This is a genomic window from Reinekea sp. (assembly GCF_046710285.1).
GTDB lineage: Bacteria > Pseudomonadota > Gammaproteobacteria > Pseudomonadales > Natronospirillaceae > Reinekea.
The window spans coordinates 36,178-56,904 of record NZ_JBKEGY010000021.1 but is presented as its reverse complement, the minus strand read 5'-3'; the positions used below and the strand labels follow the sequence as shown (position 1 = coordinate 56,904).

Genomic DNA, 20,727 nt, shown 5'->3' with positions numbered 1-20,727 from the left:
TCGCCTATGGTTAATCGTTACCCTTCAGAGCATTTTACGAAAGGAATTTAAGTTGAAAGAATTGTTAGTGTTCGATCTTGACGGAACCTTACTTAATGGCGATGAACGCTTGACCAGTAAAACTCGTCGAGCGCTCCAAGAGCTAGATCGGTTGGAGATTAACTGGACCATTGCCACAGGCAGAATGCCGCACGGTGCCTTAGAGTCGTTGCCTAATCTTGTTTTTAAACACCCTCAGGTTTATAAAAATGGTGTTTTAATGTGGGATTTAAACGAAGACAAAATTATCAGTAAGATACCGATGGATTCGCGCGAAGTCCGAGAGGTTTGTAGTCGTTTACGCAGCCAGAATATTAATCCTTGGCTCAATACTATCGATCATGAAAATAACATCGGCGCCATTATTTCAGCCATTACAACGCCGCGTGAAAAGGAGTGGTCAGGCTTTTTGAAAAACCAAGGGGTTGTGGTGCAGGAAAACTCTGATTTTTCAGACATCCAAGATCATGTTCTTAATATTTTTGCTGCTACTGATAACGCCAACGTTTTAGGTATGGCCGAAGCCTGCGCAGATTTAGATGAAGTGTCTGTTTTTGCGGGTCACGATATGTACAAACCAGGGTCTTACTGGCTAGACATTCACCATAGTTCGGGGACGAAAGGCGATGCTGTCAAACTGGTTCAACAGCAATTAGGCGCTGAAAAAATTATCTGTTTTGGGGATTCCGATAATGATTTCTCCATGTTTGAAATAGCCGATGAAAGCTATGCCATGGGGCAAGGGCTTGATGAACTGAAGGCGATGTCGACATCGGTCATAGGTTCAAACTCGGAAGATGGCGTTGCGCACTTCTTAGCGCAACGTTATGGCTTCTCTATTGGCTAGACTTGAACCTATGAAACTTAGCTGGGGCTCCCGTTAAGTTTCATGGATTTGAGAGAGTACATAAGCATGCATCGCGATAATGTCCTGCTCTGAGACATCTAAAAACTGTAGGCCAAAGTAGTGTCCCTTATCTGGGTCGGCGCTTACAGAGCGAACCAAGGCTGATACTGAAACCATCTTCTCAATACGGCCAATATTTACTTTAAACACTAGATCTATTTCATCTTCGCTTGCTAATTGAAGGTTTTTAGAATGGATGCGTGCTCCATGATCGGATAGATCATCAATTACAGCAGATACGGCCTTTTTTGAATTCGCATTTCGCAATAATACCGAACAGATTATGTGTACTTTTGCTCGCATTGCTTTACGCACTTCACCAATATGGAGCTCTTTAGGTACCGTTAAGTGTAAATGAGGAAATGGTATGACACTAACATGCTGGATTTCGCTTTCAAAACCGCAAGCGCCGTTGAGTTGATTGACAAACAAACGGACTTTTAGCTTGGTTTTTGGTTTAAGTGAGATCGCTACACCGTTTTTAGTGGGTGTCGTTATAATAATCGAACGACCAGCGCGATAGCCAACTAGCTGGCTTCTGTCTCGTTGCCCATCATAGCCATCAAATTCAAGTGATAATGCTTGCCCAGGAAGTAACTTTAGACTTTCAAATGTAGTACTGCTTCGTTCGGTCATATTCAGTGTTTTGTATGTAGTCATATTAATTAATAGCATGCTTTTTGCTTTGTATCTAGTCGATACATGCAAAGTGTCTAAATCGATGTTAAGACGCCTTATTACAAATATGCGTCAGTCGTGTTTTTGCGCTTGCTAAGTTTAGAATCGGGCGGTCATAATGGTCTTTTTGATTCCCATAGAAATTGCCGAGGTAGACATTGGATAAGTTAGTTTTGCGCTCACATATTGCGCTGTTAATCGCGATGTTGTTGTGGGGCAGTTCATTTATTGCCTTGAAGGTAGCTGTAACGGCTGTATCACCCATGATTGTGGTGTTTGTTCGTATGGCGATAGGCGCAACTGCTTTTCTAGTGATGTGGCCTTGGTTGCGTCATGGGTTTAATTATCAGGCGGGTGATTGGAAGTTTTTATTAGGTATGACGCTGTTCGAACCTTGCCTGTATTTTATGTTTGAAGCACAGGCCATGCAGTATACCAGTGCCGGGCAGGCTGGGATGGTGACCGCTATGTTGCCATTAATGGTCGCCGTTGCCGCATTTTTCTTTTTGAAGGAGCGAACCAGTATCCGTCAATGGATTGGTTTTGGTATTGCGGTATCGGGCGTCGTTTGGATGACTGTTACCGGTGACGACAGCGAGCAAGCACCCAATGCCGCCTTAGGCAACTTTTTGGAATTTTTAGCGATGTGTATGGCCGTTGGCTATACTTTGCTGATAAAGCACCTTATATCGCGATATTCAGCCTTTGTATTAACCGCTTTGCAAAGCTTTGCGGGCACCATCTTCTTCTTCCCGTTGGCAATGGCGTCAACTTGGCCAGAAACCATTTCCTTTTCAACGCTAGGTGTCTTGTTGTACCTAGGTTTAGTGGTCACCATTGGTGCCTATGGTCTCTATAATTATTCCATGACTCATGTTAAGGCGACCACCGCAGCCGGCTATGCGAACCTATTACCGGTGTTCTCACTACTGTTTTCAATGTTACTGCTAAGCGAACGGCTAACCACAAGCCAATGGATTGCCATCGCTATTATTTTCGTCGGAGTCGCCTTAAGCCAAGAGCGAAAACAGAGAATACCGAAAAAAGCACCGCCAGCAGTGACGGGGTAAAAGTTGGCAGCTTTCCCTACTGTGGCACGATGCTGGCTTTTGGGTTCCGGTGTAAATTTAAGCCGTTCATAACAACTCGCTTCGCTCAAACAGTCATTCACTTTTAAATTCACCCCCTCACCCACGCCAGCATCTGATGCGGCTTTGAGATTCAACTCCACATAATACACCTGTAGGAGCGACCGAAGCTTGCGTAGGCGCGATGGTTTTATATCCTTAAAAACCACCATATTTAACTACGGTGGCACGAAGCTGGCTTTTGGGTTCCGGTGTAAATTTAAGTCGTTCATAACAACTCGCTTCGCTCAAACAGTCATTCACTTTTAAATTCACCCCTCACCCGCGCCAGCATCTGATGCGGCTTTGAGATTCAACTCCACATAATACACCTGTAGGAGCGACCGAAGCTTGCGTAGGCGCGATGGTTTTATATCCTTAAAAACCACCATATTTAACTACGGTGGCACGAAGCTGGCTTTTGGGTTCCGGTGTAAATTTAGGCCGTTCATAACAACTCGCTTCGCTCAAACAGTCATTCACTTTTAAATTCACCCCCTCACCCACGCCAGCATCTGATCGGGATGGTTTTGGGCTGCGGGTAGGGTCAAAAACTAGGGGTGGTGAAGCTGTCAGTTTATAGCTTTCAGCTGTCAGTAAAATCAAGAAAAAGTGCGCTGGCAGGCTTTAGCTTAAGGGTTTAGTCAGTTATTTTTACCCGAAGCTCGCAGCCCGAAGCCCAAAACATATTCAAACTTTCAATTCCACGTTCTTTGAACTGAGTCTCGGACAACCCTTGCCAACTAACGATACAGTCTCTTGGATAATTATCTAATTTAGAGTAAGAATAATGACGTCTCGATTGATTCTCCTATTACTGGCTTTGAGCTTGGTGGGTTGCTTCCCTGATGCGGTGAATGATCTTGATAAAGATAAAGACGCCAACGAAGGCGGTGGAACCTTAGGGGGTGCTGCATCTTTAGTGATCACTAGCGCAGATTTGGATAACAGTGATTACCCAATTGCCGTAAAAGCGAAAGTTATCGCTTCTGCTGGTTCTCAATATGAGATCAAGCTTGGCAATAAAATTGTTGAAGCGGGTAACATGCCGGTCGATCCAAAACCTCAAGGGCCTTTCTCGGGTATCAGTGATGGTAACAATGAACGATTGGTGTATTTTATTATTAGTGAGCCCGGACGACATACGGTGACGTTGACTGAGACTTTCAATAATGAAATAGAAACAGACACGGCTACCGTGGCTGTTGGCAATACTTGTGTGGAAAATACTGAGTTTTATGACAACGAATCTGCAATAGGACCCACGACATTTGCTGGCTGTATCAACTGTCATGGTAATGGCACTGCTAGCTTTACAATCGATGGCTCAAGTTATGCAACTATATCTACCGTGACGAAAATTGCTCCGCCGAAAAGTAATGACTATTATAGGTTTGCACACACCCCAGCCAACTTAGACAGAACACCCTTTGGTAATGGTGGCGAATACAGCCATAGTGATGGGAGAAAGTGGAATCCTGATTCAGCAACCCACTTCCGAGTCATGGAATTAGCATACCGAGTAAACCAATCCTTCACCTGCTCTTAAACCATCAAATAAAGCGAAGGCGGTCTGGCGCTTGTGGTCGGAAATCTGAGCCATGGATGGCGAAGTTTAGCGCGCATGGACGCGCTCGCAGCGACCGACAACAAGCGCCAGACCGCCTTCGCGAACCCAACCGCATACCAAAGGCAAGCCACCAAACTAAACTAAGACAAACAAAAACAACTAAGCAAACGTATCCACCCACAACTGCTCAACCTTCACTCGAGCCCAGTCTGTTTTACGCAAAAACTTCAAACTAGAATTAATGCTCGGGTTTTCTTGAAAGCACTTAATGTTAATTGCACGGCCAAGACCTTCCCAGCCTAGTTCTTCATGTAGTTCAGTCACTATGGCTTTAAGTGTTTTACCATGCAGTGGATCATGCTTAGCGCCTTCACTCATATAGACCTCCTAATGTTGTAATGATGCAACAGAGCGGTGTTTTATCAACAAGAACACCAACGGTAATAAAGCCAGCGGTAGGGTCGCCAATAATAGTGGGCGCCAACCGAGTTGGAACAACAACCAACCCGCACCTAATGAAGCAAGGGCTTGTGTGCCAAAAACTAGGAACTCGTTAACCGCTTGAATGCGAAAACGCTCTGGACCGTCCGTGATACCGCCCAGTAAAGTGGTACCACTAATAAATAAAAGATTCCAACCCAAGCCTAATAAAACCAGAGAACCCCAATAGTGAACAACTTGGAAACCAGCCAAGCCCATGATCGCCATTGCCACATAAATGGCCACGCCAATTATGATAAATTTAGTTGAGCCCATGCGCGCTAAAAGTTTGCCTGTAAATAAAGACGGTACAAACATCGCCAAAATGTGGCTTTGAATGACCCACTTGGTTGTTTGTAAATCATAGCCATGATGAGACATAGATAGCGGTGCCGCCGTCATCACTAAACTCATCACACTGTAAGATATAGCCGCAGTCGCAAAGGCTAACAGAAGCGTCGGGTTCTGCCATTTGATATCAGGGATCTTAGCCTCAAGGTTTTTATCATTGTGATTAAGCGGCGTACCTTGGTATGAAAAAGCAATGATGAAAGCCGCAATCAATAAAAACCCCATAAGTAAAACAAAAGAGCCGGTATAAGGGACAGACAGAAGATCCCGACCAAAAGCACCAGCTTCAGGCCCAGCAACCGCCGCAAAAATACCACCGATTAACACCCAAGACGCGGCTTGAGATTTCTTTTCTAAAGGCACGAGTTCCATCGCCGCAAAACGGAATTGGTGAACAAATGCCATGTTGCTGCCTGTAAGAAAGCAGCCAGCAACAAAAAGGGTAAATGATGAATAGAGTAAACCAAATAAACACAGAATGGTTGCCGTGCCACCTAGCGCAAAACCCACTAAAAACCCCGTTTTGCGACCAAAGCGCTGCATAAACATAGCCGCTGGAGCCGTACTAATGGCCGTTGCAATTACGATCATAGAGATGGGTAATGTTGCAAGGCGTTGGTCGGGGGCTAGATCGTGGCCAATTAAACCACCCACTAAAATGATCAAAGGCGTTGAACACATAGCAAACGCATAGGCAGCAACAAGTGCGAAAATAGGCGGCATATAACCGGACTCCAGTTTATTTGAGCAAAGCCGCCAGCTTACCCGATCCGACCATGGCTGCCTAATTAAAAATGCCCAGCGAACACCCCGCAGCGAGCGCCTAAAAAGCCTAGGTGTAAAGATCTTTGGCCAAGATTATCAAAAAGATTTGATACCCAGAGATTGCAACCTAAGTCGTGTTAAGCGAAATTGAATTGGACATAATTATAATAGAGAGTCTGCCGTGCAACCTTTTTCAGTATTGGATTTATTTAAAGTCGGAATCGGACCTTCATCTTCCCATACCCTAGGGCCAATGCGAGCGGCAGAACGCTTTGCGCATAAACTGGGTGAGTTAGGCTTATTGAGCCAGGTTGAACAGGTGCGGGTTAGCCTATACGGCTCTTTGGCGCTTACAGGCGTTGGCCACAGTACAGATAAAGCCGTTATTTTGGGTCTGACCGGTTTAGACGCCAGTATTGTTGATCCAAACGAAGCAGAGCTTACCTTTCAGACTGTTAAAACAACTCAGAAATTGATGCTCAATGGTGCAATCCCGATACGTTTCGACCCTGACGAATCTATTCGCTTCTTTGGTGATATTTTTCTACCTGAGCACCCCAATGGCTTGCGCTTTTGCGCCCTTGATGAGCACGGCATAGAATTAGAGCAACAGACTTGGTTTTCGGTCGGCGGTGGGGCTATTGCCAATGAACTTGCAAAAGACGCCCAAAACAGAGACCTACTACAAGAGTTTCCAGACAACCGACCTTACCCATTTTTAAATGCTACAGAGTTGATGGAGCATTGTGCGAACAATAGTTTGTCTATTGCCGAAATCGTTCAGCTTAACGAAGCAACCCTACAAGGTGGTGAAGACGCGGTAAATGATTGGGTTGATTCGATTGTATCCACCATGATCGCTTGCATGAATAGAGGATTAACTATGGACGGTTCTTTGCCGGGTGGCATAAACGTTCAGCGACGTGCGAAACGTATGGCGGAGCAACTCAATAGTAAAGAAAAAGATGAGTTTAGCGTGATGGATTGGGTATCGGTCTATGCGCTCGCCGTTAATGAAGAAAACGCCGCCGGTGGGCGAGTTGTGACTGCGCCGACTAACGGTTCAGCAGGCGTGATTCCGGCTGTGTTGCTTTATTTAAAAAACCACCGCAATAACTTACCGGATCATTGGCAAAGTACCTTTTTAATTACCTGTGCGGCCATTGGTTGGTTATACAAAAGAAATGCATCAATCTCGGCCGCTGAAATGGGCTGCCAAGGTGAAATTGGTGTTGCTAGTTCAATGGCGGCGGCCGGCATGGCCGCGATTTTAGGCGGAACGGCAGATCAAGTAGAGCATGCCGCTGAAATTGCAATGGAGCACCATCTCGGTATGACCTGCGACCCTGTTGCCGGATTAGTTCAGGTGCCTTGTATTGAGCGAAACGCCTTTGGAGCAATTAAAGCTATTCAGGCCGCAAGAATGTCGTTATCAGAGCCGGGAGATCATTGTGTATCACTTGATGAGTGCATAGAAACCATGCGCCAAACGGGCGAAGACATGGTGTCTAAATATAAAGAAACGGCACAGGGCGGCCTCGCGGTAAATGTTGTGGTTTGTTAGAGGTTACCTAAACATAATGCGTTTTTGCTTAAATAAAATAAAAAATGACAATAACGCCGAATAATTTAATTGAGCATTTTGGTGATAATAAGAGGTGTTGTTGCAAGGTTAGGCTACTATTTAGTTAAATCACAACGAAATGTAAGACTATGAAGCGGTGGTTGGGGCATTACAAGGAGAGTGCAAACGTTCAATCTAAAGCTTGGTTGATACGTGTGCTCATGTTGATTATATCATTTGTTATTTCGGGAATGGTGTGCTGGCAGCTTTTTGTCAATCAGCAAACCGTAGAGCGCCTCCAAGCCGAAAATTTATTACAACTCTATTCATCACATCTTCAAGCTGAGCTTGATAGAACCTTCTCGAGTATTACCACTCTGAGCTCGCTCGCGAATGACCCAGGTTTAACCGAAGCCCGCTTTTATTCCCTCGCTCATTCAATCTCAAGCCAGACCGACAGTTTGTTATCGCTTCAATTAGCGCCCAATGCAGTCGTTACCTACGTTTATCCGATCAAAGAAAACCGAAACGCCTTGGGTCATAGGCTGCGAGAGGATAGCAGCATCGGAGAGTTAATTGCAGAGTCGATAGAAACCGGCAAAGTCTTACTCGATGGTCCAAAGCCCATACTTCAAGGCGGGCAAGGAATCATTGCTAGGCTACCCATTTATGTCGATTCATTATTTTGGGGTTTTGCCACAGCCGTATTGAAATATCCTGAGATGCTCGAGGAGGCGGGACTTTCACTGTTAGAACAACAGGGGTTTAAGTATGACCTTTGGCGGATTGATGCGAGTGGCGAAGCAACGAGTATTTTAACACAACTCGATCGCACAATTCTGACAACTGGTCAGGTCGTCGATATTCAAGTGCCAGGACAAACTTGGCAGTTCGCGATAAAGCGCAATGGGTCACATCAAGCTTGGATAAACTTAGCTTTATATGGATTGGTCGCCGCGATACTTTCGTTGGTGTTTGTCGAATTTGTCGTCAGTAGCTTCCTGCTCTATCACCATCGCTCTAATTTACAGTTATTAGTGGAAGAGCAAATTGAAAAACTTTCAGCCAGTGAACACAGTTTACGCCAAGCACAAACGGTCGCACAAATGGGCAGCTGGGAGTTTACCATCGGGTTAAAAGAAAGGCGCTTTTCTGAACAAGCTCAGACGTTGTTGCAATTAGATAAGGAGACTTTAGAAAATAATGCTTATCAACGAAAAGTCATAAGTAAGTACCGAAGTAAGTTCAAAAATCTGTTGAATCATCGAGGAACAGATCGATTGACAGTCGACTATCAAGTGCAATTGACAACGGGAGAGGTTTGGCTGCGAGAGGTCGCCGAGTTTGATGTGAAACAGAATATGCTGATTGGTACGATTCAAGATATAAGCAGAGAGATTAGAGACCAAGAGGTTATTTGGCAGCAAGCAAATATTGATCCGTTGACCATGCTTGCTAATGCCAACTTGTTAAGCAAAAAAATACAAGAATTCATCGCTTTGTCCGAAGGCACGCCTCAAACTTTTACCGTATTCGTTGTAGATATCGATAACTTTAAGCGAGTTAATGACAGCCTAGGCTCGCATGCCGGAGATGAAGTGCTCAAGCAAATGGCAATGCGCCTAAATAGGTGCCTAATTAATGATGGTTGCGTCGCACGCTACAGCGGCGATGAGTTTGTTATTGTGACACCAGATACAGAAGGCAAAAACTCAGCCCAACTTGTTGCTGATCTGATCATGCTTGAAATGCAAAAGCCGTTTCAAATTCATGAAGGAACTCGCTTTATGACGGCGAGCATAGGTGTGGCATGCTGGCCGCAAGATGGTAAAGACAGTCAAGAGCTCATTCAACTTGCTGAAATAGCCTTGCATGAGGTGAAATCAAAAGACAGAGGCCAAATTGGGGTCTATCGGCGAGAGATGCTGCAGATGTCGCAACAGCTAGCCATATTAGAAGTTGAACTTCAGATCGCAATACAAAACAATGAGCTTTCAATGGTCTATCAACCCATCGTTGATACACAAACTAAAAAAGTTGTTTCATTGGAAGCGTTAATTCGCTGGCACCATCCTAAAAAAGGCTTGGTTTCGCCAGTAGACTTTATACCCGTCGCAGAAACAACAGGGCTAATTTTGCCCTTAGGTCGATGGATCGTTAATCAGGTAGCGAAAGATTGCCATGCATTGCTGAATACACCGCTGCAAAATGCACGGGTTGCCGTAAATATCTCTAGAATACAATTTGTTGATGATAGTTTTGTTCCTTTTCTGGTTCAAAGTATCGAGGATGACTTTCCTGCAACACAAAAAATTACCTTAGAGATAACTGAATCTACTTTGCATCAAGATGCCGAGCATTCCGTAGGTATTGTAAGTGAATTAACGGGTAAGAATATTCAGGTTGCATTGGATGATTTTGGAACAGGCTATTCTTCATTTATTAGCCTTAAAGAATTTCATGTTAACAATGTAAAAATAGATCGATCATTCATTTCAAACTGCGATAAAAACAAAGATGATCAAACTTTGGTTAAAGCCATTATTGAAATGGCCCATACCATGGGTTTTACCGTGACAGCAGAAGGTGTGGAAACTCAGTCACAAGTCGATTTATTAATGTCTTTAGGCTGTGATTATTTGCAAGGCTTTTGGTTTAGTAAACCAAAAGCCATTGCTGAGATTGTTCGTAAAGGGCTTCAATACTAGGAGGCGTTTAACCTACTTACTTAGCGCTAGGGCTGCCAAGGGTCATTGGCCATAATGCTTGGCTTTGGGATTACCTTTATTTCGAGATCATTGGTAATGATTGCACTGTTATCAGTTTTTTCTGCTAACAACAGAGTTATAAACTCTTGAAAGTACGCTTTTTCTCCAGCAGTCATGGAGTTTGCATCACCAGAACCAGTATGGCCATCTGTAAAGGGGTAGGTCAGTGGTTCTTTATCTGCAGTTGGAGAATCTATTTTATTTAATAGGTTATTTCGACGCGTAGTTACGTTGTTTGAGCTTAGAGCAAATTCGGTGCTAGCTTCAGGGTTGCCTCCGCCGTGACAACCAATGCAATACTTGCCGAGGGTGGCATTTACATTGTTCGTATAATAGTTAAAGCTTGTTACAGGACCAGGCACGATGATGTTGTTGTATATAAAGTCGTAATCACGCGTAGTTCCATTAGGCTGTACAACTTGTAACTCAAGCTTAAAGTTGTACTCTCCAGGTATATCAAGCTTTAGGCGATAATCCACGCCAAGCTCGGTATCATAATAAAATTCAGTACTGTTAAACGTAGCGCCATTTTGTAATAGAGAGTCAACGCCTTTATCACTTGAAGTGCCTTGAAAGTAACTAAGAACGGGGCTGCTGGTGGCAATTTCGGCCATGTCAGTAAAATCAATACTGACATAAGCTTCCCAAACCTCGACATCATCATTTTCATCAGCATCCGTATCACGATACTCAACCGTTAAGTCAGGCTGCGCTACAACACTTGCTTTCTCCCAGGTATCCATAGGGTCCCAGTGTTTATCGCCGTACCGGCTGTTTGCCTCTGGTCCACATGCGGCGAGAAGTAAGCTAGCGGATATCGCTAAACTGGTCGTAAAGATTAAATTTTTCATGTTGGCCATAATATGATCAATTAGATGTATGCAGCATTCTAGATGGTTTTGATGTTTAAAAATCGAACCTGTTCTAGGTTTTCAAGCATCCATTAGCAAATGATGTGACCAAAAAGGTCACTGCTATAAACGGTAACCGGTATCACCGTTTATAGCGATTTAGTTATAAGGCTTGGAAAGGGGCAAATAATTTTAACTTTGAATAGCTCGTTCCTTACACTAAAATCATTCACAGAAGCTGTGGATAACTTTGGGGGTAACCTTTTGACACTTCATTATAAAGCCCAGAAATAGACGACTCACGGGTTTTGGCTGTTTTTCACTCCGTTGCGATACAGCCCCCTAAATTCAGGGGGTTGATGAAAAAGGCAAGTGTTTTTTTAGAAAGTTAGCAGTTGACAAGTGTTGATTTGTTGCTTTTAAGGGTATGTGTATAACCAGCTGTCGTGGAACACCTTTTTTTAACAGCGCAAATGAAAGTCAAGCAATTTATGTTTGTTTTTTTTCGCTTCTTGATGCAATTCACATTACACTCATTCGCTGTTCGAGATATAAGAGAAGTTTTCCTATGCATTGCCCTTTTTGCAACGCACAAGACACCAAGGTCATTGACTCAAGGCTTGTCGCTGAAGGTGATCAAGTTCGCCGTCGGCGTGAGTGCACATCCTGTGGTGAGCGATACACGACCTATGAGACCGCCGAGCTTGTGATGCCAAAAATTATTAAGCATAACGGCAACCGTGAATCTTTTGATGAAGACAAACTCAGAGCTGGCTTGCAAAGAGCATTGGAAAAACGTCCAGTGTCGGTCGAAGCTGTAGAAGCAGCGCTTACGCGTATAAAGCAGTCGTTGCGGGCAACGGGTGAGCGAGAGCTGGCGTCGTTGAAATTGGGCGACTTCGTAATGGATGAATTAAAAGATTTAGACCAAGTCGCCTATGTTCGTTTTGCATCGGTCTATCGCAGCTTTCAAGATTTGAGCGAGTTTCGCAGCGAAATTGACCGCCTAGAGAGTCAAGAATAAATGGATAGTACGGCTAAAGATGCCTATTGGATGGCAAAAGCTATCCAGTTAGCGAAGAAGGGCCGTTTTACCACGACGCCAAACCCAAATGTTGGTTGTGTAATCGTCAAAGATGAACAGCTAGTGGGACAGGGTTATCACATTCAATCGGGTGGCTCGCATGCAGAAGTTCATGCTTTGGCTGAGGCCGGTGCAAAAGCAGAAGGTGCAACAGCTTACGTCACCCTAGAGCCCTGCAGTCATACGGGCAAAACCCCGCCTTGCGCTCAAGCGCTAATCAACGCAAAAGTCGCCAGAGTGGTCTGTGCAATGACAGACCCCAATCCTTTAGTGGCAGGGCAAGGTTTAGACGCTTTGCGCGCTAGCGGTATTGACGTTGTGGTCGGTGTGCTAGAGCACCAGGCCGAAGCGTTAAATCAAGGTTTTTTGAAACGAATGCGAACACAAACGCCATTTATCCAAGTGAAGATGGCCGCCAGTTTAGACGGTGGAACGGCTATGGCTAGCGGCGAAAGCCAGTGGATTACTGGGCCGGACGCCCGAGCCGATGTCCAAAATTATCGCGCCCAAGCCTGTGCCATTGTCACCGGCGTGGGTACCATCTTGGCAGATGACCCAAGTATGAATGTTCGTTCATCGCAAGTCGTTCGTCAGCCGGTTCGTATTATCTTAGACACTCATTTACGCACGCCAACTACGGCAAAGTTATTGGCGCTACCGGGAGAAACAGTCATTGTGCATAGCTGCGCAGACAATGACCGAATTCAGTCGTTTGAACCCTCAGGCGTTAGTCTAGTTAACTTACCTATGGACCCTAGTAGTGAACGTATCAGTTTGGCGGCTTTTATTGACTGGGCGGGGCAGCGTTATAATCGTTTGTGGATAGAGGCAGGTGCTAAGCTGGCAGGCTGTTTTATCACTGAACATTACGCCGATGAAGTGGTATTATACCAGGCACCTGTTTTTTTAGGTGCAACGGCTAAGCCCGTGATTGAGCGAGACATTACTGAGCTGGCAAACAAAATTCAATTTACAGTATTAGACCAGCGCTTTGTTGGCGTTGATGTACGTTGGGTGTTACAGCCAAGCACTTAGTTTATAGCTTGAATTCTCAATAGTTGACCGCACTTTTAGGCCAACTCATCTAAACTTATCAACATCTAACACATTCGGTTAAGAGGCTTTTTGTGGCGTTAAATAGTATTGAAGAAATTATTGAAGACATTCGCCACGGTAAAATGGTGGTCTTACTTGATGATGAAGATCGAGAAAACGAAGGCGATCTCATTGTTGCCGCTGAAAAAGTGACTCCAGAAGTAATTAACTTCATGGCATCTAAGGCACGCGGTTTGATTTGTCTAACGTTGACCGGTGAGCGTTGTGACTTTTTAGGCTTACCTCCCATGGTAAAGAGTAATCAGGCTGCACACAGCACGCCGTTTACGGTTTCCATTGAGGCCTCTGAAGGGGTTACTACCGGAATTTCAGCCGCTGATCGTGCTAAGACAATTAAAGATGCAGTCAATCCTAATGGTAAACCATCTGACATTGTTCAGCCTGGCCATATTTTCCCGTTAAGAGCGCAGCCGGGTGGCGTATTGAGTCGAGCAGGGCATACCGAAGCTGGGTGTGATCTTGCAAGAATGGCAGGGTTGCTACCAGCAGCGGCTATCGTAGAAATCATGAATGAAGACGGTACCATGGCTCGCTTGCCAGATTTGATCCCGTTTGCAAAAGAGCATGGCCTGAAAATTGGCACCATTGCTGACCTTATTCATTACCGGATCTCAAATGAGCGTACGATTGAAGAAGTGAAGTCGCAAACCTTAGAAACCAAAGCAGGCACGTTTGAAGTTAAGGCTTATCAAGATCACCTAACCGGTGGTACGCATTTGGCTCTAACCAAAGGCACACCGTTTAAAGCTGAAGAGCCAACATTGGTGCGGGTACATGTAACGTCAACGTTGAAAGATTTGTTAGGCGTGAAAACCGATGAACACAAAAGCTGGTCATTAGAGGCAGCTCTGGAACAAGTAACCAGTGAAGGTGCGGGTGTTGTCGTGCTGTTGGATGTTCAGGAATCTGTTGATATTGAAACAGAAATGCAATTAGTCTCTGGCAAAGTGACTAAGCAAAAGAATCCGAATGTCGACAAATATGGCACCTACAATACAGTAGGAACGGGCTCGCAAATATTAAGAGACTTAGGCATTGGCAAAATGCGTCTCATGAGTTCGCCAATTCGTTTTGGCGGTATTTCAGGTTTTGACCTTGAAGTGGTCGAGTACCTAGAACCCAAATAAATTAGCATGCGGTGCATATAGCCGCATGACTCGAATAGGAATATAAGATGTCTATTAAAGTAATTGAAGGTGATTTTTCTGCCAACCAAGGCCAGTACGCCATTGTCGTCACTCGCTGGAACAGCTTTGTTGTTGATCATTTACAGTCAGGTGCAATTGATGCGTTAAAGCGTCACGGCATTAAAGAAGATCAAATTACCATCGTGAAGGCTCCCGGTGCGTATGAGTTACCGTTGGTTTGCCAGCGTTTAGCCGATAAAGGCGATTATGATGCAATCATTGCTTTAGGTGCGGTGATTCGTGGCGGTACGCCACACTTTGACTATGTCGCAGGCGAAGCCGCGGGTGGTTTAAACAGCGTTGCCTTAACAATGGATATCCCAGTTGTTTTCGGTGTATTAACGGTTGACTCGATCGAGCAAGCTATTGAGCGCAGCGGTACTAAAGCCGGTAACAAAGGCGCTGAAGCAGCAGAGGTGGCTATTGAAATGGTTAACTTATTCGATAACATTGGCCGTCCGGTTGTGGAGCAATAAATGACCAATCAAAAACTAAATCCAGCCCAGCGTCGTAAAGCGCGTAAGCTCGCATTACAAGCTTTGTACCAGTGGCATGTTGCAGAAACTCCGGTGCATCAAATTGAAGCTGAGTTTCTAACTGACAATGATATGACCAAAGTCGATAAAGAATACTTTTGCGATGTATTACGTGGTGTTCCATCACGCAAAACAGAGCTCGATGAGCACATTGAAAAGTACATTGACCGAGGCTTAAAAGACTTAACGCCAGTAGAGTTAGCCATTCTAAGAATGGGCACGTTTGAACTGGTCTCTCGTATTGATGTACCTTATAAAGTCATCATTAATGAAGGCGTAGAGTTATCAAAAGCCTTCGGCGCCAACGAAGCCCACCGCTTTGTTAACGGTATTTTAGATAAGCTCGCTCAAGAGCTGCGCATTGCAGAAGTTAAGGCGAAATAGAGTTAGGAGCGGTGCCCGTTGGGCATCCGCTTACTACGGGCTTCGAGCTGCGGGTTTAATCGCCTAGGCTTGCAGCTCTAAACTACTAACTTGCCCCTTTAACTAGCAGTGGCACAATGCTAGCTTTTGGGTTCCGGTGTAAATTTAAGCCGTTCATAACAACTCGCTGCGCTCAAACAGTCATTCACTATTAAATTCACCCCCTCGCCCACGCTATCATCTGATACCTCTAGAGAGCCGTTTTTTGGTTTAAACCTGCAGCTAGTAGCCCGCAGCCCAAAACCGCACTTCAGCTTCCGGTGTAAATTTACCCCCTCACCCACGCTATCATCTGATGCCGCTGGGGAGCCGTTTTTTGGTTTGAACCCGAAGCCTGAAGCTCGCAGCCTAAAACCGCCCTAAAAACTCCCCGGCAACAAATTCTTCCGGTTTATGTTCTTAAGTTCACGTTCCCCGCACAGCGCCATACTGATATCGAGTTCTTTGTGGATGATCTCTAGTGCTTTGGTGACGCCTTTTTCACCCATGGCTCCTAATCCGTATAGGAATGGGCGGCCTATGTAGGTGCCTTTGGCGCCGAGTGCTATGGCTTTAAGCACGTCTTGGCCACTTCTAATGCCACCATCAACGTGTACTTCAATTAGGTCGCCTACGGCGTCTACGATGGCTTTTAGCTGTGAAATGGATGAGGGTGCGCCGTCGAGCTGTCGGCCGCCGTGATTAGAGACGATAATGGCGTCTGCGCCTGAGGCGACGGCGAGCTTAGCGTCTTCAACGTCGAGTATGCCTTTTAATATGAGCTTGCCGCCCCATTTCTTTTTGATCCATTCAACATCCTGCCAGCTGAGTTGAGGGTCAAATTGTTCTGCAGTCCAGCTGAACAGAGAATCTAGGTTACTGACGCCTTCTGCGTGGCCGAGAATATTTCGGAAGCCTCGACGTTTGGTGGCGAGCATTTTCATCGCCCACATTGGCTTCATGGCGATTTGCGTTAAACCTTTGATTGATTTGTACGGCGCGGTTGATAAGCCGTTGCGAACGTCTTTATGGCGTTGGCCAAGTATTTGTAAATCTAAGGTTAAGATGAGGGCTGAACAGTTGGCTACTTTTGCGCGTTCTATTAAATTTTCGAGAAAGCGCTTGTCTTTCATAACATAAAGTTGGAACCAAAACGGGGCGCTGGTGTGTTCGGCGATGTCTTCTATCGAGCAAATGCTCATGGTAGAGAGCGAGAAAGGTACACCAAATTTCTCAGCGGCTTTGGCGGCGTGTATTTCACCGTCGGCGTGTTGCATGCCCGTTAAACCGGTAGGTGCTAATGCAACGGGCATAAAGGTATCAGTGCCGACCATAGGGAGGGCGGTTGAGCGGTTGGTCATATCGACGGCGACACGTTGGCGTAATTTAATGCTTTGGTAGTCTAATTCATTAGCGCGGTAGGTCGATTCTGTCCAAGAGCCGGAGTCTGCATAATCATAAAACATTCTAGGAACGCGCTTTTCGGCTAGTTTGCGTAGGTCTTCAATTGTGCAGATTGTCATGGTGTACTCTCTATTGTTAATTGCTATTTTTAGTGGTGTTAAGGTGTCCGATCGGTAAGAGTTTGGCAATAATATTTTGCTGTCCAAAAGTTCGCAATTGGCAAAAAGGGCTAAAACCCAGTCGCAGAGCGTGGTTGTATCTATGCATATTGGTCTGACCAATTGCTTTAGAAATGCATGTTGTTGATGCCTGAACAGCGTTGTAGAAATTATGCTCAGTTTGCAATAGTCTAAAACGACTCTACGTTAAGGTTATTTTATGAAAACCGCTCTGTTTGTTGTGGTATTGGCGCTGTTTTTAGCCACGGGTGTCATTACCTTGTTGGGCTTGATCAATAAGGTACATATTGAAAAACAGTATTTAAATAAACTGTTCTTTGCATTAATTCTCGAGCTTTCAGGAGCGGTTATTTACTTGTTTGCTGGAACTGATTTTTACGCGGCAGAAGCGCAAGAAGTGGTCTCTCCTAGCCAGCCATTATTGTCTTTGGCAAGTGCACTAAACCAACGATTTCCTGGTGAAACGGCGGCTTCTATCGAGGCACGGTTGAGGCTTTACGATGGCATCGAGCAATCGCTAGAGCAAACACAATCAGAACTTGATGATAAAAATCTAGAAGTTACTCGTTTAAAGGTAGAGCAAGCGCAGCTCAGCGCAGAAGTTAACCTACGCGCAGACCAAATTAAATTACTCAATAATGAAATGAAAGCGCGTCAAGAAGCGATGGCTAAGCTAGTGAAGTTAGAAAAGAAGTTTTTGGTTCGTATGGCGGAACTGAACAGCCGCATCAGCGAATGGGGCTCATCGATCAATTTTCGCTGGCAACCCGATGAAAAGCGCGAAGTGGCGTTGATGCTTCAAGAGGCTTTCAAAGAAATTGGCTTTATGGAAACCGCTAATTTGCCCAATGATGACCCAATGACAACGCACGATATCTTGGTGCGCTACCAAAAATCCAAGCGATTTAAAGAAATCGGTTTTTTAACACCACAAGTTGTAGCGTTTATTATCCAAGATTACCTATCGCCAGGCTTGGTGAGATAATTAAGATAACCAGATCTAGCAAAATGTTGCAGCAGAAAGCAAACAGCAACGGAGCTGAGGTAGGGTAAAAATAGGGTGTTCATTGGCATGGATGCCAATGCCAAGCCCCCAGGGAGGGGTTCACGGCGTCCCTATTTTTACCCTACCTCAGCGCAAGGGCCAAACCGCCGGCTCTATTAGCTAACCTAACCTCTAACTACAAGGGTTGCTAATTAATAACAGGCACAAAAAAACCGGCCTAGACCGGTTTTTTAAAAGCTATAAAGCTAAGATTAAGCCGCTTGAAGCGCTTTAACTTTAGCATTCAAACGGCTCATAGTACGACCCGCTTTGCCTTTGCTGATGATGCCTTTACGTGCCATGCCGTCTAGAACTGGCTGTGCAGTAAGAAGGGCTTTGTTCGCTTCTTCATAGTTGCCTGTTTCGATCTGAGCGACTACTTTTTTAACGTATGTGCGAACCATTGAACGCATGCTTGCATTACGAGCGCGACGGACCACAGCCTGACGAGCGCGCTTACGAGAACCAGCAGAATTTGCCACAGGATGCTCCTTAAGTATTTAGTATTTGATGGTAAATTTCGAGGGCGCGATTCTATTGATTCGCCATGCCAATGTCAACGGAATCCACCAGTTATATGTTGCTTTGTGTAATAAAGGGGTGTTTTCCATCGATTGTTAGACTGTTTGCTTTGTTTAGTCTGCTTGCGAGGTTATCACGTTCACTTGTACACTGCGCCACAAGTCCTATTCTATGACATTTGATAATTGAATCAACCTGTAAAAAAATCTCTGCTTAAAAGCTCGTTTGTGGTGGCTATGGCAACTATGCTGTCCCGTGTCCTTGGATTGGCGCGCGATATTGTTTTTGCAGGCTACTTTGGCGCGGGCGGTGCTCAAGATGCGTTTTTTGTCGCCTTCAAGGTACCTAACTTTCTTCGACGGCTCTTTGCAGAGGGTGCTTTTAACCAAGCCTTTATCCCCGTCCTTTCCGAATATAAACATGCAGAGGGTGATGACAGCGTCCGCAAACTGGTGAGTGCGGTGCAAATCTACCTTGGTGCAGTTGTTGGCTTAGTGACCCTTGTGGCGGTCATAGGCTCTCCCGTTGTCGCTTGGGCATTTGCGGCTGGCTATCACGATAGCCCTGAACAATTAGCCATGGTCGCTGACTTCTTGAGGTTAACATTCCCTTATTTGTGGTTTATATCGCTAACGGCTCTGGGTTCGTCAGTTCTTAATAGTTATGGTCGCTTTTCCGCACCGGCCTTAGCACCGGTATTGCTCAACTTATGTTTAATTGGCAGTGCCATCTTTTTATCACCTTATTTTGAAGTGGGTCAAACGGGTCTTGCCATCGGCGTTCTGATTGCAGGATTAGCGCAATGGCTGTTTATTATGCCGTCACTATATAAGACCGGCGTTTGGTCCCTGTTTTCTTGGCATACCCAGCACCCTGGGGTTAAGAAAATACTTTTATTGATGCTGCCTGCCATGTTTGGTGTGTCGGTTAGTCAAATAAACTTATTGCTCGATACTTTGTTAGCCACCTTCTTAGAAAATGGCTCAGTGAGTTGGCTGTATTTCTCAGATCGTTTGGTTGAGCTGCCATTGGGCATCTTTGGTATCGCAATCGCAACCGTGTTATTGCCACGCTTGTCTTCATTGCACAGCGAAAAAGATGGTGGGAAGTTCACCACAACTTTGGCCTGGGCAATTCAAATGGTGTTGATGCTGGGCTTGCCTGCCGCTGTTGCGCTGATTATTTTGCCTCACGAGCTACTGACTTTGCTGTTTCAACGTGGTGAATTTTTACCAGAGCATGTCAGTAAGAGTGCGCAAAGCTTGATGGCCTATTCGTTAGGTTTGCCTGCCTTTATGCTGATAAAGGTACTCGCGCCGGCATTTTTTGCCCGTCAAGACACCAAAACCCCAGTAAAGGTCGGTATTCAAGCCATGGTATGGAATATGGTTTTTAATCTTATGCTGATATACCCGCTGGGACATGTTGGTCTAGCATTGGCGACTTCGTTATCTGCTTGGTTGAATGCTGGACTATTGGCCTTGGCACTTCGAAAATTGAACCAGCTGCCCAGCAAAGAGATTTTATTAGGGCCCATCTTAAAGGTTGTTATGGCGTCAGTGGTGATGGCAGCAGCGCTGTTACTGGCGTTAACGCAATCTATATTTACTATGCCAGTAGGGTTGTTTGGCCAAATAGCCGTCGTCGCAATGCTGGTGTTCATTGGTGCGGCAATCTATTTTGTATCGTTACTGGCCGTGGGTGTGCGGCCAAAGCACTTGCGACACCCTTAAATTATTTGTGAAAGGAAGTTAAATGAATCTTTATATCTACGCTGACAGTGATGAGCTGGAAGACTACGCTTCGCAGTTGTTTGTTCAAATACAGCAGTGGGCAGAGCCGAAAACCAATTCAAGCGCAGTTTATCGTGGTGAAGGCACCGATACCCCAGCCATGACAGACCGTGAGATTGAACTGGGCTTAGATATAAGTCTTTCTAAACCCGAAAAGCTAAAAGAGCCACTCAATTTTCTGTACAAGCTTGCCCAAGAGCACAAGTGTGAATTTGTTGTTGGTTTGATTGAAGATCAAGACTACAGAGATGTGTGTTATTTTGGTTTTGAAGAAGGTCGACCTGATTTATTTGAAATTGCCAATTATTTATCAGTTTAAAAGCGTTTCAGATGGTTGCAGTAAAAGACAGCGCCTGAAC

Annotated in this window: 19 protein-coding genes; 13 read left to right on the top strand and 6 right to left on the bottom strand. The window is 45.1% G+C overall.

What is annotated here, in order from left to right; all coding sequences use genetic code 11:
• The first annotated feature begins 52 nt into the window (after positions 1–52).
• Positions 53–886: a Cof-type HAD-IIB family hydrolase gene (locus ACI882_RS13940; protein ID WP_411745956.1), complete on the top strand. Its 834-nt coding sequence runs from the start codon at positions 53–55 to the stop codon at positions 884–886.
• Positions 887–919: 33 nt separating this feature from the next.
• Here the strand turns inward: ACI882_RS13940 and ACI882_RS13935 are convergent, their stop codons facing one another.
• Positions 920–1,621 (bottom strand): flagellar brake protein, encoded by a 702-nt coding sequence (locus ACI882_RS13935; RefSeq protein WP_411745957.1) that lies wholly within the window; start codon positions 1,619–1,621, stop codon positions 920–922.
• Positions 1,622–1,782: 161 nt separating this feature from the next.
• On the opposite strand from ACI882_RS13935, the gene ACI882_RS13930 reads away from it, so the two are divergent.
• Entirely contained in the window at positions 1,783–2,694 is a 912-nt protein-coding gene (locus ACI882_RS13930; protein ID WP_411745958.1) for a DMT family transporter, read from the top strand.
• An 847-nt stretch (positions 2,695–3,541) separates the two neighbouring features.
• Positions 3,542–4,300, top strand: coding sequence for a hypothetical protein (locus ACI882_RS13925; RefSeq protein ID WP_411746898.1), 759 nt, complete (start codon positions 3,542–3,544; stop codon positions 4,298–4,300).
• 180 nt (positions 4,301–4,480) lie between these two features.
• Here the strand turns inward: ACI882_RS13925 and ACI882_RS13920 are convergent, their stop codons facing one another.
• Positions 4,481–4,699, bottom strand: a complete 219-nt coding sequence (locus tag ACI882_RS13920; RefSeq protein ID WP_411745038.1) for a VF530 family DNA-binding protein — start codon at positions 4,697–4,699, stop codon at positions 4,481–4,483.
• A gap of 9 nt (positions 4,700–4,708) precedes the next feature.
• Complete coding sequence (locus tag ACI882_RS13915; protein WP_411745037.1) at positions 4,709–5,875, bottom strand: MFS transporter; 1,167 nt, start codon at positions 5,873–5,875, stop codon at positions 4,709–4,711.
• Between the two features lie 223 nt (positions 5,876–6,098).
• Here ACI882_RS13915 and ACI882_RS13910 point away from each other — a divergent pair, with 223 nt between their 5' ends.
• On the top strand, positions 6,099–7,481 hold the full coding sequence (locus ACI882_RS13910; protein ID WP_411745036.1) for an L-serine ammonia-lyase: 1,383 nt from the start codon (positions 6,099–6,101) through the stop codon (positions 7,479–7,481).
• A gap of 149 nt (positions 7,482–7,630) precedes the next feature.
• The gene (locus ACI882_RS13905) at positions 7,631–10,189 is read left to right on the top strand and encodes an EAL domain-containing protein (RefSeq protein ID WP_411745035.1); all 2,559 of its coding nucleotides are present in this window, start codon (positions 7,631–7,633) and stop codon (positions 10,187–10,189) included.
• 26 nt (positions 10,190–10,215) lie between these two features.
• Here ACI882_RS13905 and ACI882_RS13900 read toward each other — a convergent pair whose 3' ends face one another.
• Positions 10,216–11,100 (bottom strand): hypothetical protein, encoded by an 885-nt coding sequence (locus ACI882_RS13900; protein ID WP_411745034.1) that lies wholly within the window; start codon positions 11,098–11,100, stop codon positions 10,216–10,218.
• 568 nt (positions 11,101–11,668) lie between these two features.
• Here ACI882_RS13900 and nrdR point away from each other — a divergent pair.
• The 5 genes from nrdR (at position 11,669) to nusB (ending at position 15,407) form a co-directional block, all read left to right on the top strand.
• Positions 11,669–12,124 carry a transcriptional regulator NrdR gene (nrdR, locus tag ACI882_RS13895; protein WP_411745033.1) on the top strand — a complete coding sequence of 152 codons (456 nt, stop codon included), beginning with the start codon at positions 11,669–11,671 and terminating at the stop codon, positions 12,122–12,124.
• Positions 12,125–13,219, top strand: coding sequence for a bifunctional diaminohydroxyphosphoribosylaminopyrimidine deaminase/5-amino-6-(5-phosphoribosylamino)uracil reductase RibD (ribD, locus tag ACI882_RS13890; RefSeq protein WP_411745032.1), 1,095 nt, complete (start codon positions 12,125–12,127; stop codon positions 13,217–13,219). It begins immediately after the preceding gene.
• A gap of 92 nt (positions 13,220–13,311) precedes the next feature.
• Positions 13,312–14,427 (top strand): bifunctional 3,4-dihydroxy-2-butanone-4-phosphate synthase/GTP cyclohydrolase II, encoded by a 1,116-nt coding sequence (gene ribBA, locus ACI882_RS13885; RefSeq protein WP_411745031.1) that lies wholly within the window; start codon positions 13,312–13,314, stop codon positions 14,425–14,427.
• A gap of 47 nt (positions 14,428–14,474) precedes the next feature.
• Entirely contained in the window at positions 14,475–14,963 is a 489-nt protein-coding gene (ribE, locus tag ACI882_RS13880) for a 6,7-dimethyl-8-ribityllumazine synthase (protein WP_411745030.1), read from the top strand.
• Complete coding sequence (gene nusB, locus ACI882_RS13875; protein WP_411745029.1) at positions 14,964–15,407, top strand: transcription antitermination factor NusB; 444 nt, start codon at positions 14,964–14,966, stop codon at positions 15,405–15,407.
• A 398-nt stretch (positions 15,408–15,805) separates the two neighbouring features.
• On the opposite strand, the gene ACI882_RS13870 is transcribed toward nusB, so the two are convergent.
• Positions 15,806–16,948, bottom strand: coding sequence for an L-lactate dehydrogenase (locus ACI882_RS13870; protein ID WP_411743119.1), 1,143 nt, complete (start codon positions 16,946–16,948; stop codon positions 15,806–15,808).
• Positions 16,949–17,207: 259 nt separating this feature from the next.
• Here ACI882_RS13870 and ACI882_RS13865 point away from each other — a divergent pair, with 259 nt between their 5' ends.
• On the top strand, positions 17,208–17,993 hold the full coding sequence (locus ACI882_RS13865; protein ID WP_411743118.1) for a hypothetical protein: 786 nt from the start codon (positions 17,208–17,210) through the stop codon (positions 17,991–17,993).
• Between the two features lie 272 nt (positions 17,994–18,265).
• On the opposite strand, the gene rpsT is transcribed toward ACI882_RS13865, so the two are convergent.
• On the bottom strand, positions 18,266–18,535 hold the full coding sequence (gene rpsT / locus ACI882_RS13860; protein ID WP_411743117.1) for a 30S ribosomal protein S20: 270 nt from the start codon (positions 18,533–18,535) through the stop codon (positions 18,266–18,268).
• Positions 18,536–18,760: 225 nt separating this feature from the next.
• Between rpsT and murJ the strand changes: the two genes are divergently transcribed.
• The gene (gene murJ / locus ACI882_RS13855) at positions 18,761–20,308 is read left to right on the top strand and encodes a murein biosynthesis integral membrane protein MurJ (protein WP_411743116.1); all 1,548 of its coding nucleotides are present in this window, start codon (positions 18,761–18,763) and stop codon (positions 20,306–20,308) included.
• Positions 20,309–20,330: 22 nt separating this feature from the next.
• Positions 20,331–20,687, top strand: coding sequence for a hypothetical protein (locus tag ACI882_RS13850; protein ID WP_411743115.1), 357 nt, complete (start codon positions 20,331–20,333; stop codon positions 20,685–20,687).
• Positions 20,688–20,727: the final 40 nt, after the last annotated feature.

Bases quoted from the DNA above. Each gene is read 5' to 3' on its own strand.
- ACI882_RS13935 (WP_411745957.1), bottom strand. From the start codon at position 1,621: ATGCTATTAATTAATATGACTACATACAAAACACTGAATATGACCGAA.
- ACI882_RS13925 (WP_411746898.1), top strand. From the start codon at position 3,542: ATGACGTCTCGATTGATTCTCCTATTACTGGCTTTGAGCTTGGTGGGT.
- ACI882_RS13920 (WP_411745038.1), bottom strand. From the start codon at position 4,699: ATGAGTGAAGGCGCTAAGCATGATCCACTGCATGGTAAAACACTTAAA.
- ACI882_RS13915 (WP_411745037.1), bottom strand. From the start codon at position 5,875: ATGCCGCCTATTTTCGCACTTGTTGCTGCCTATGCGTTTGCTATGTGT.
- ACI882_RS13905 (WP_411745035.1), top strand. From the start codon at position 7,631: ATGAAGCGGTGGTTGGGGCATTACAAGGAGAGTGCAAACGTTCAATCT.
- ACI882_RS13900 (WP_411745034.1), bottom strand. From the start codon at position 11,100: ATGAAAAATTTAATCTTTACGACCAGTTTAGCGATATCCGCTAGCTTA.
- nrdR (WP_411745033.1), top strand. From the start codon at position 11,669: ATGCATTGCCCTTTTTGCAACGCACAAGACACCAAGGTCATTGACTCA.
- ribD (WP_411745032.1), top strand. From the start codon at position 12,125: ATGGATAGTACGGCTAAAGATGCCTATTGGATGGCAAAAGCTATCCAG.
- ribE (WP_411745030.1), top strand. From the start codon at position 14,475: ATGTCTATTAAAGTAATTGAAGGTGATTTTTCTGCCAACCAAGGCCAG.
- nusB (WP_411745029.1), top strand. From the start codon at position 14,964: ATGACCAATCAAAAACTAAATCCAGCCCAGCGTCGTAAAGCGCGTAAG.
- ACI882_RS13870 (WP_411743119.1), bottom strand. From the start codon at position 16,948: ATGACAATCTGCACAATTGAAGACCTACGCAAACTAGCCGAAAAGCGC.
- ACI882_RS13865 (WP_411743118.1), top strand. From the start codon at position 17,208: ATGAAAACCGCTCTGTTTGTTGTGGTATTGGCGCTGTTTTTAGCCACG.
- ACI882_RS13850 (WP_411743115.1), top strand. From the start codon at position 20,331: ATGAATCTTTATATCTACGCTGACAGTGATGAGCTGGAAGACTACGCT.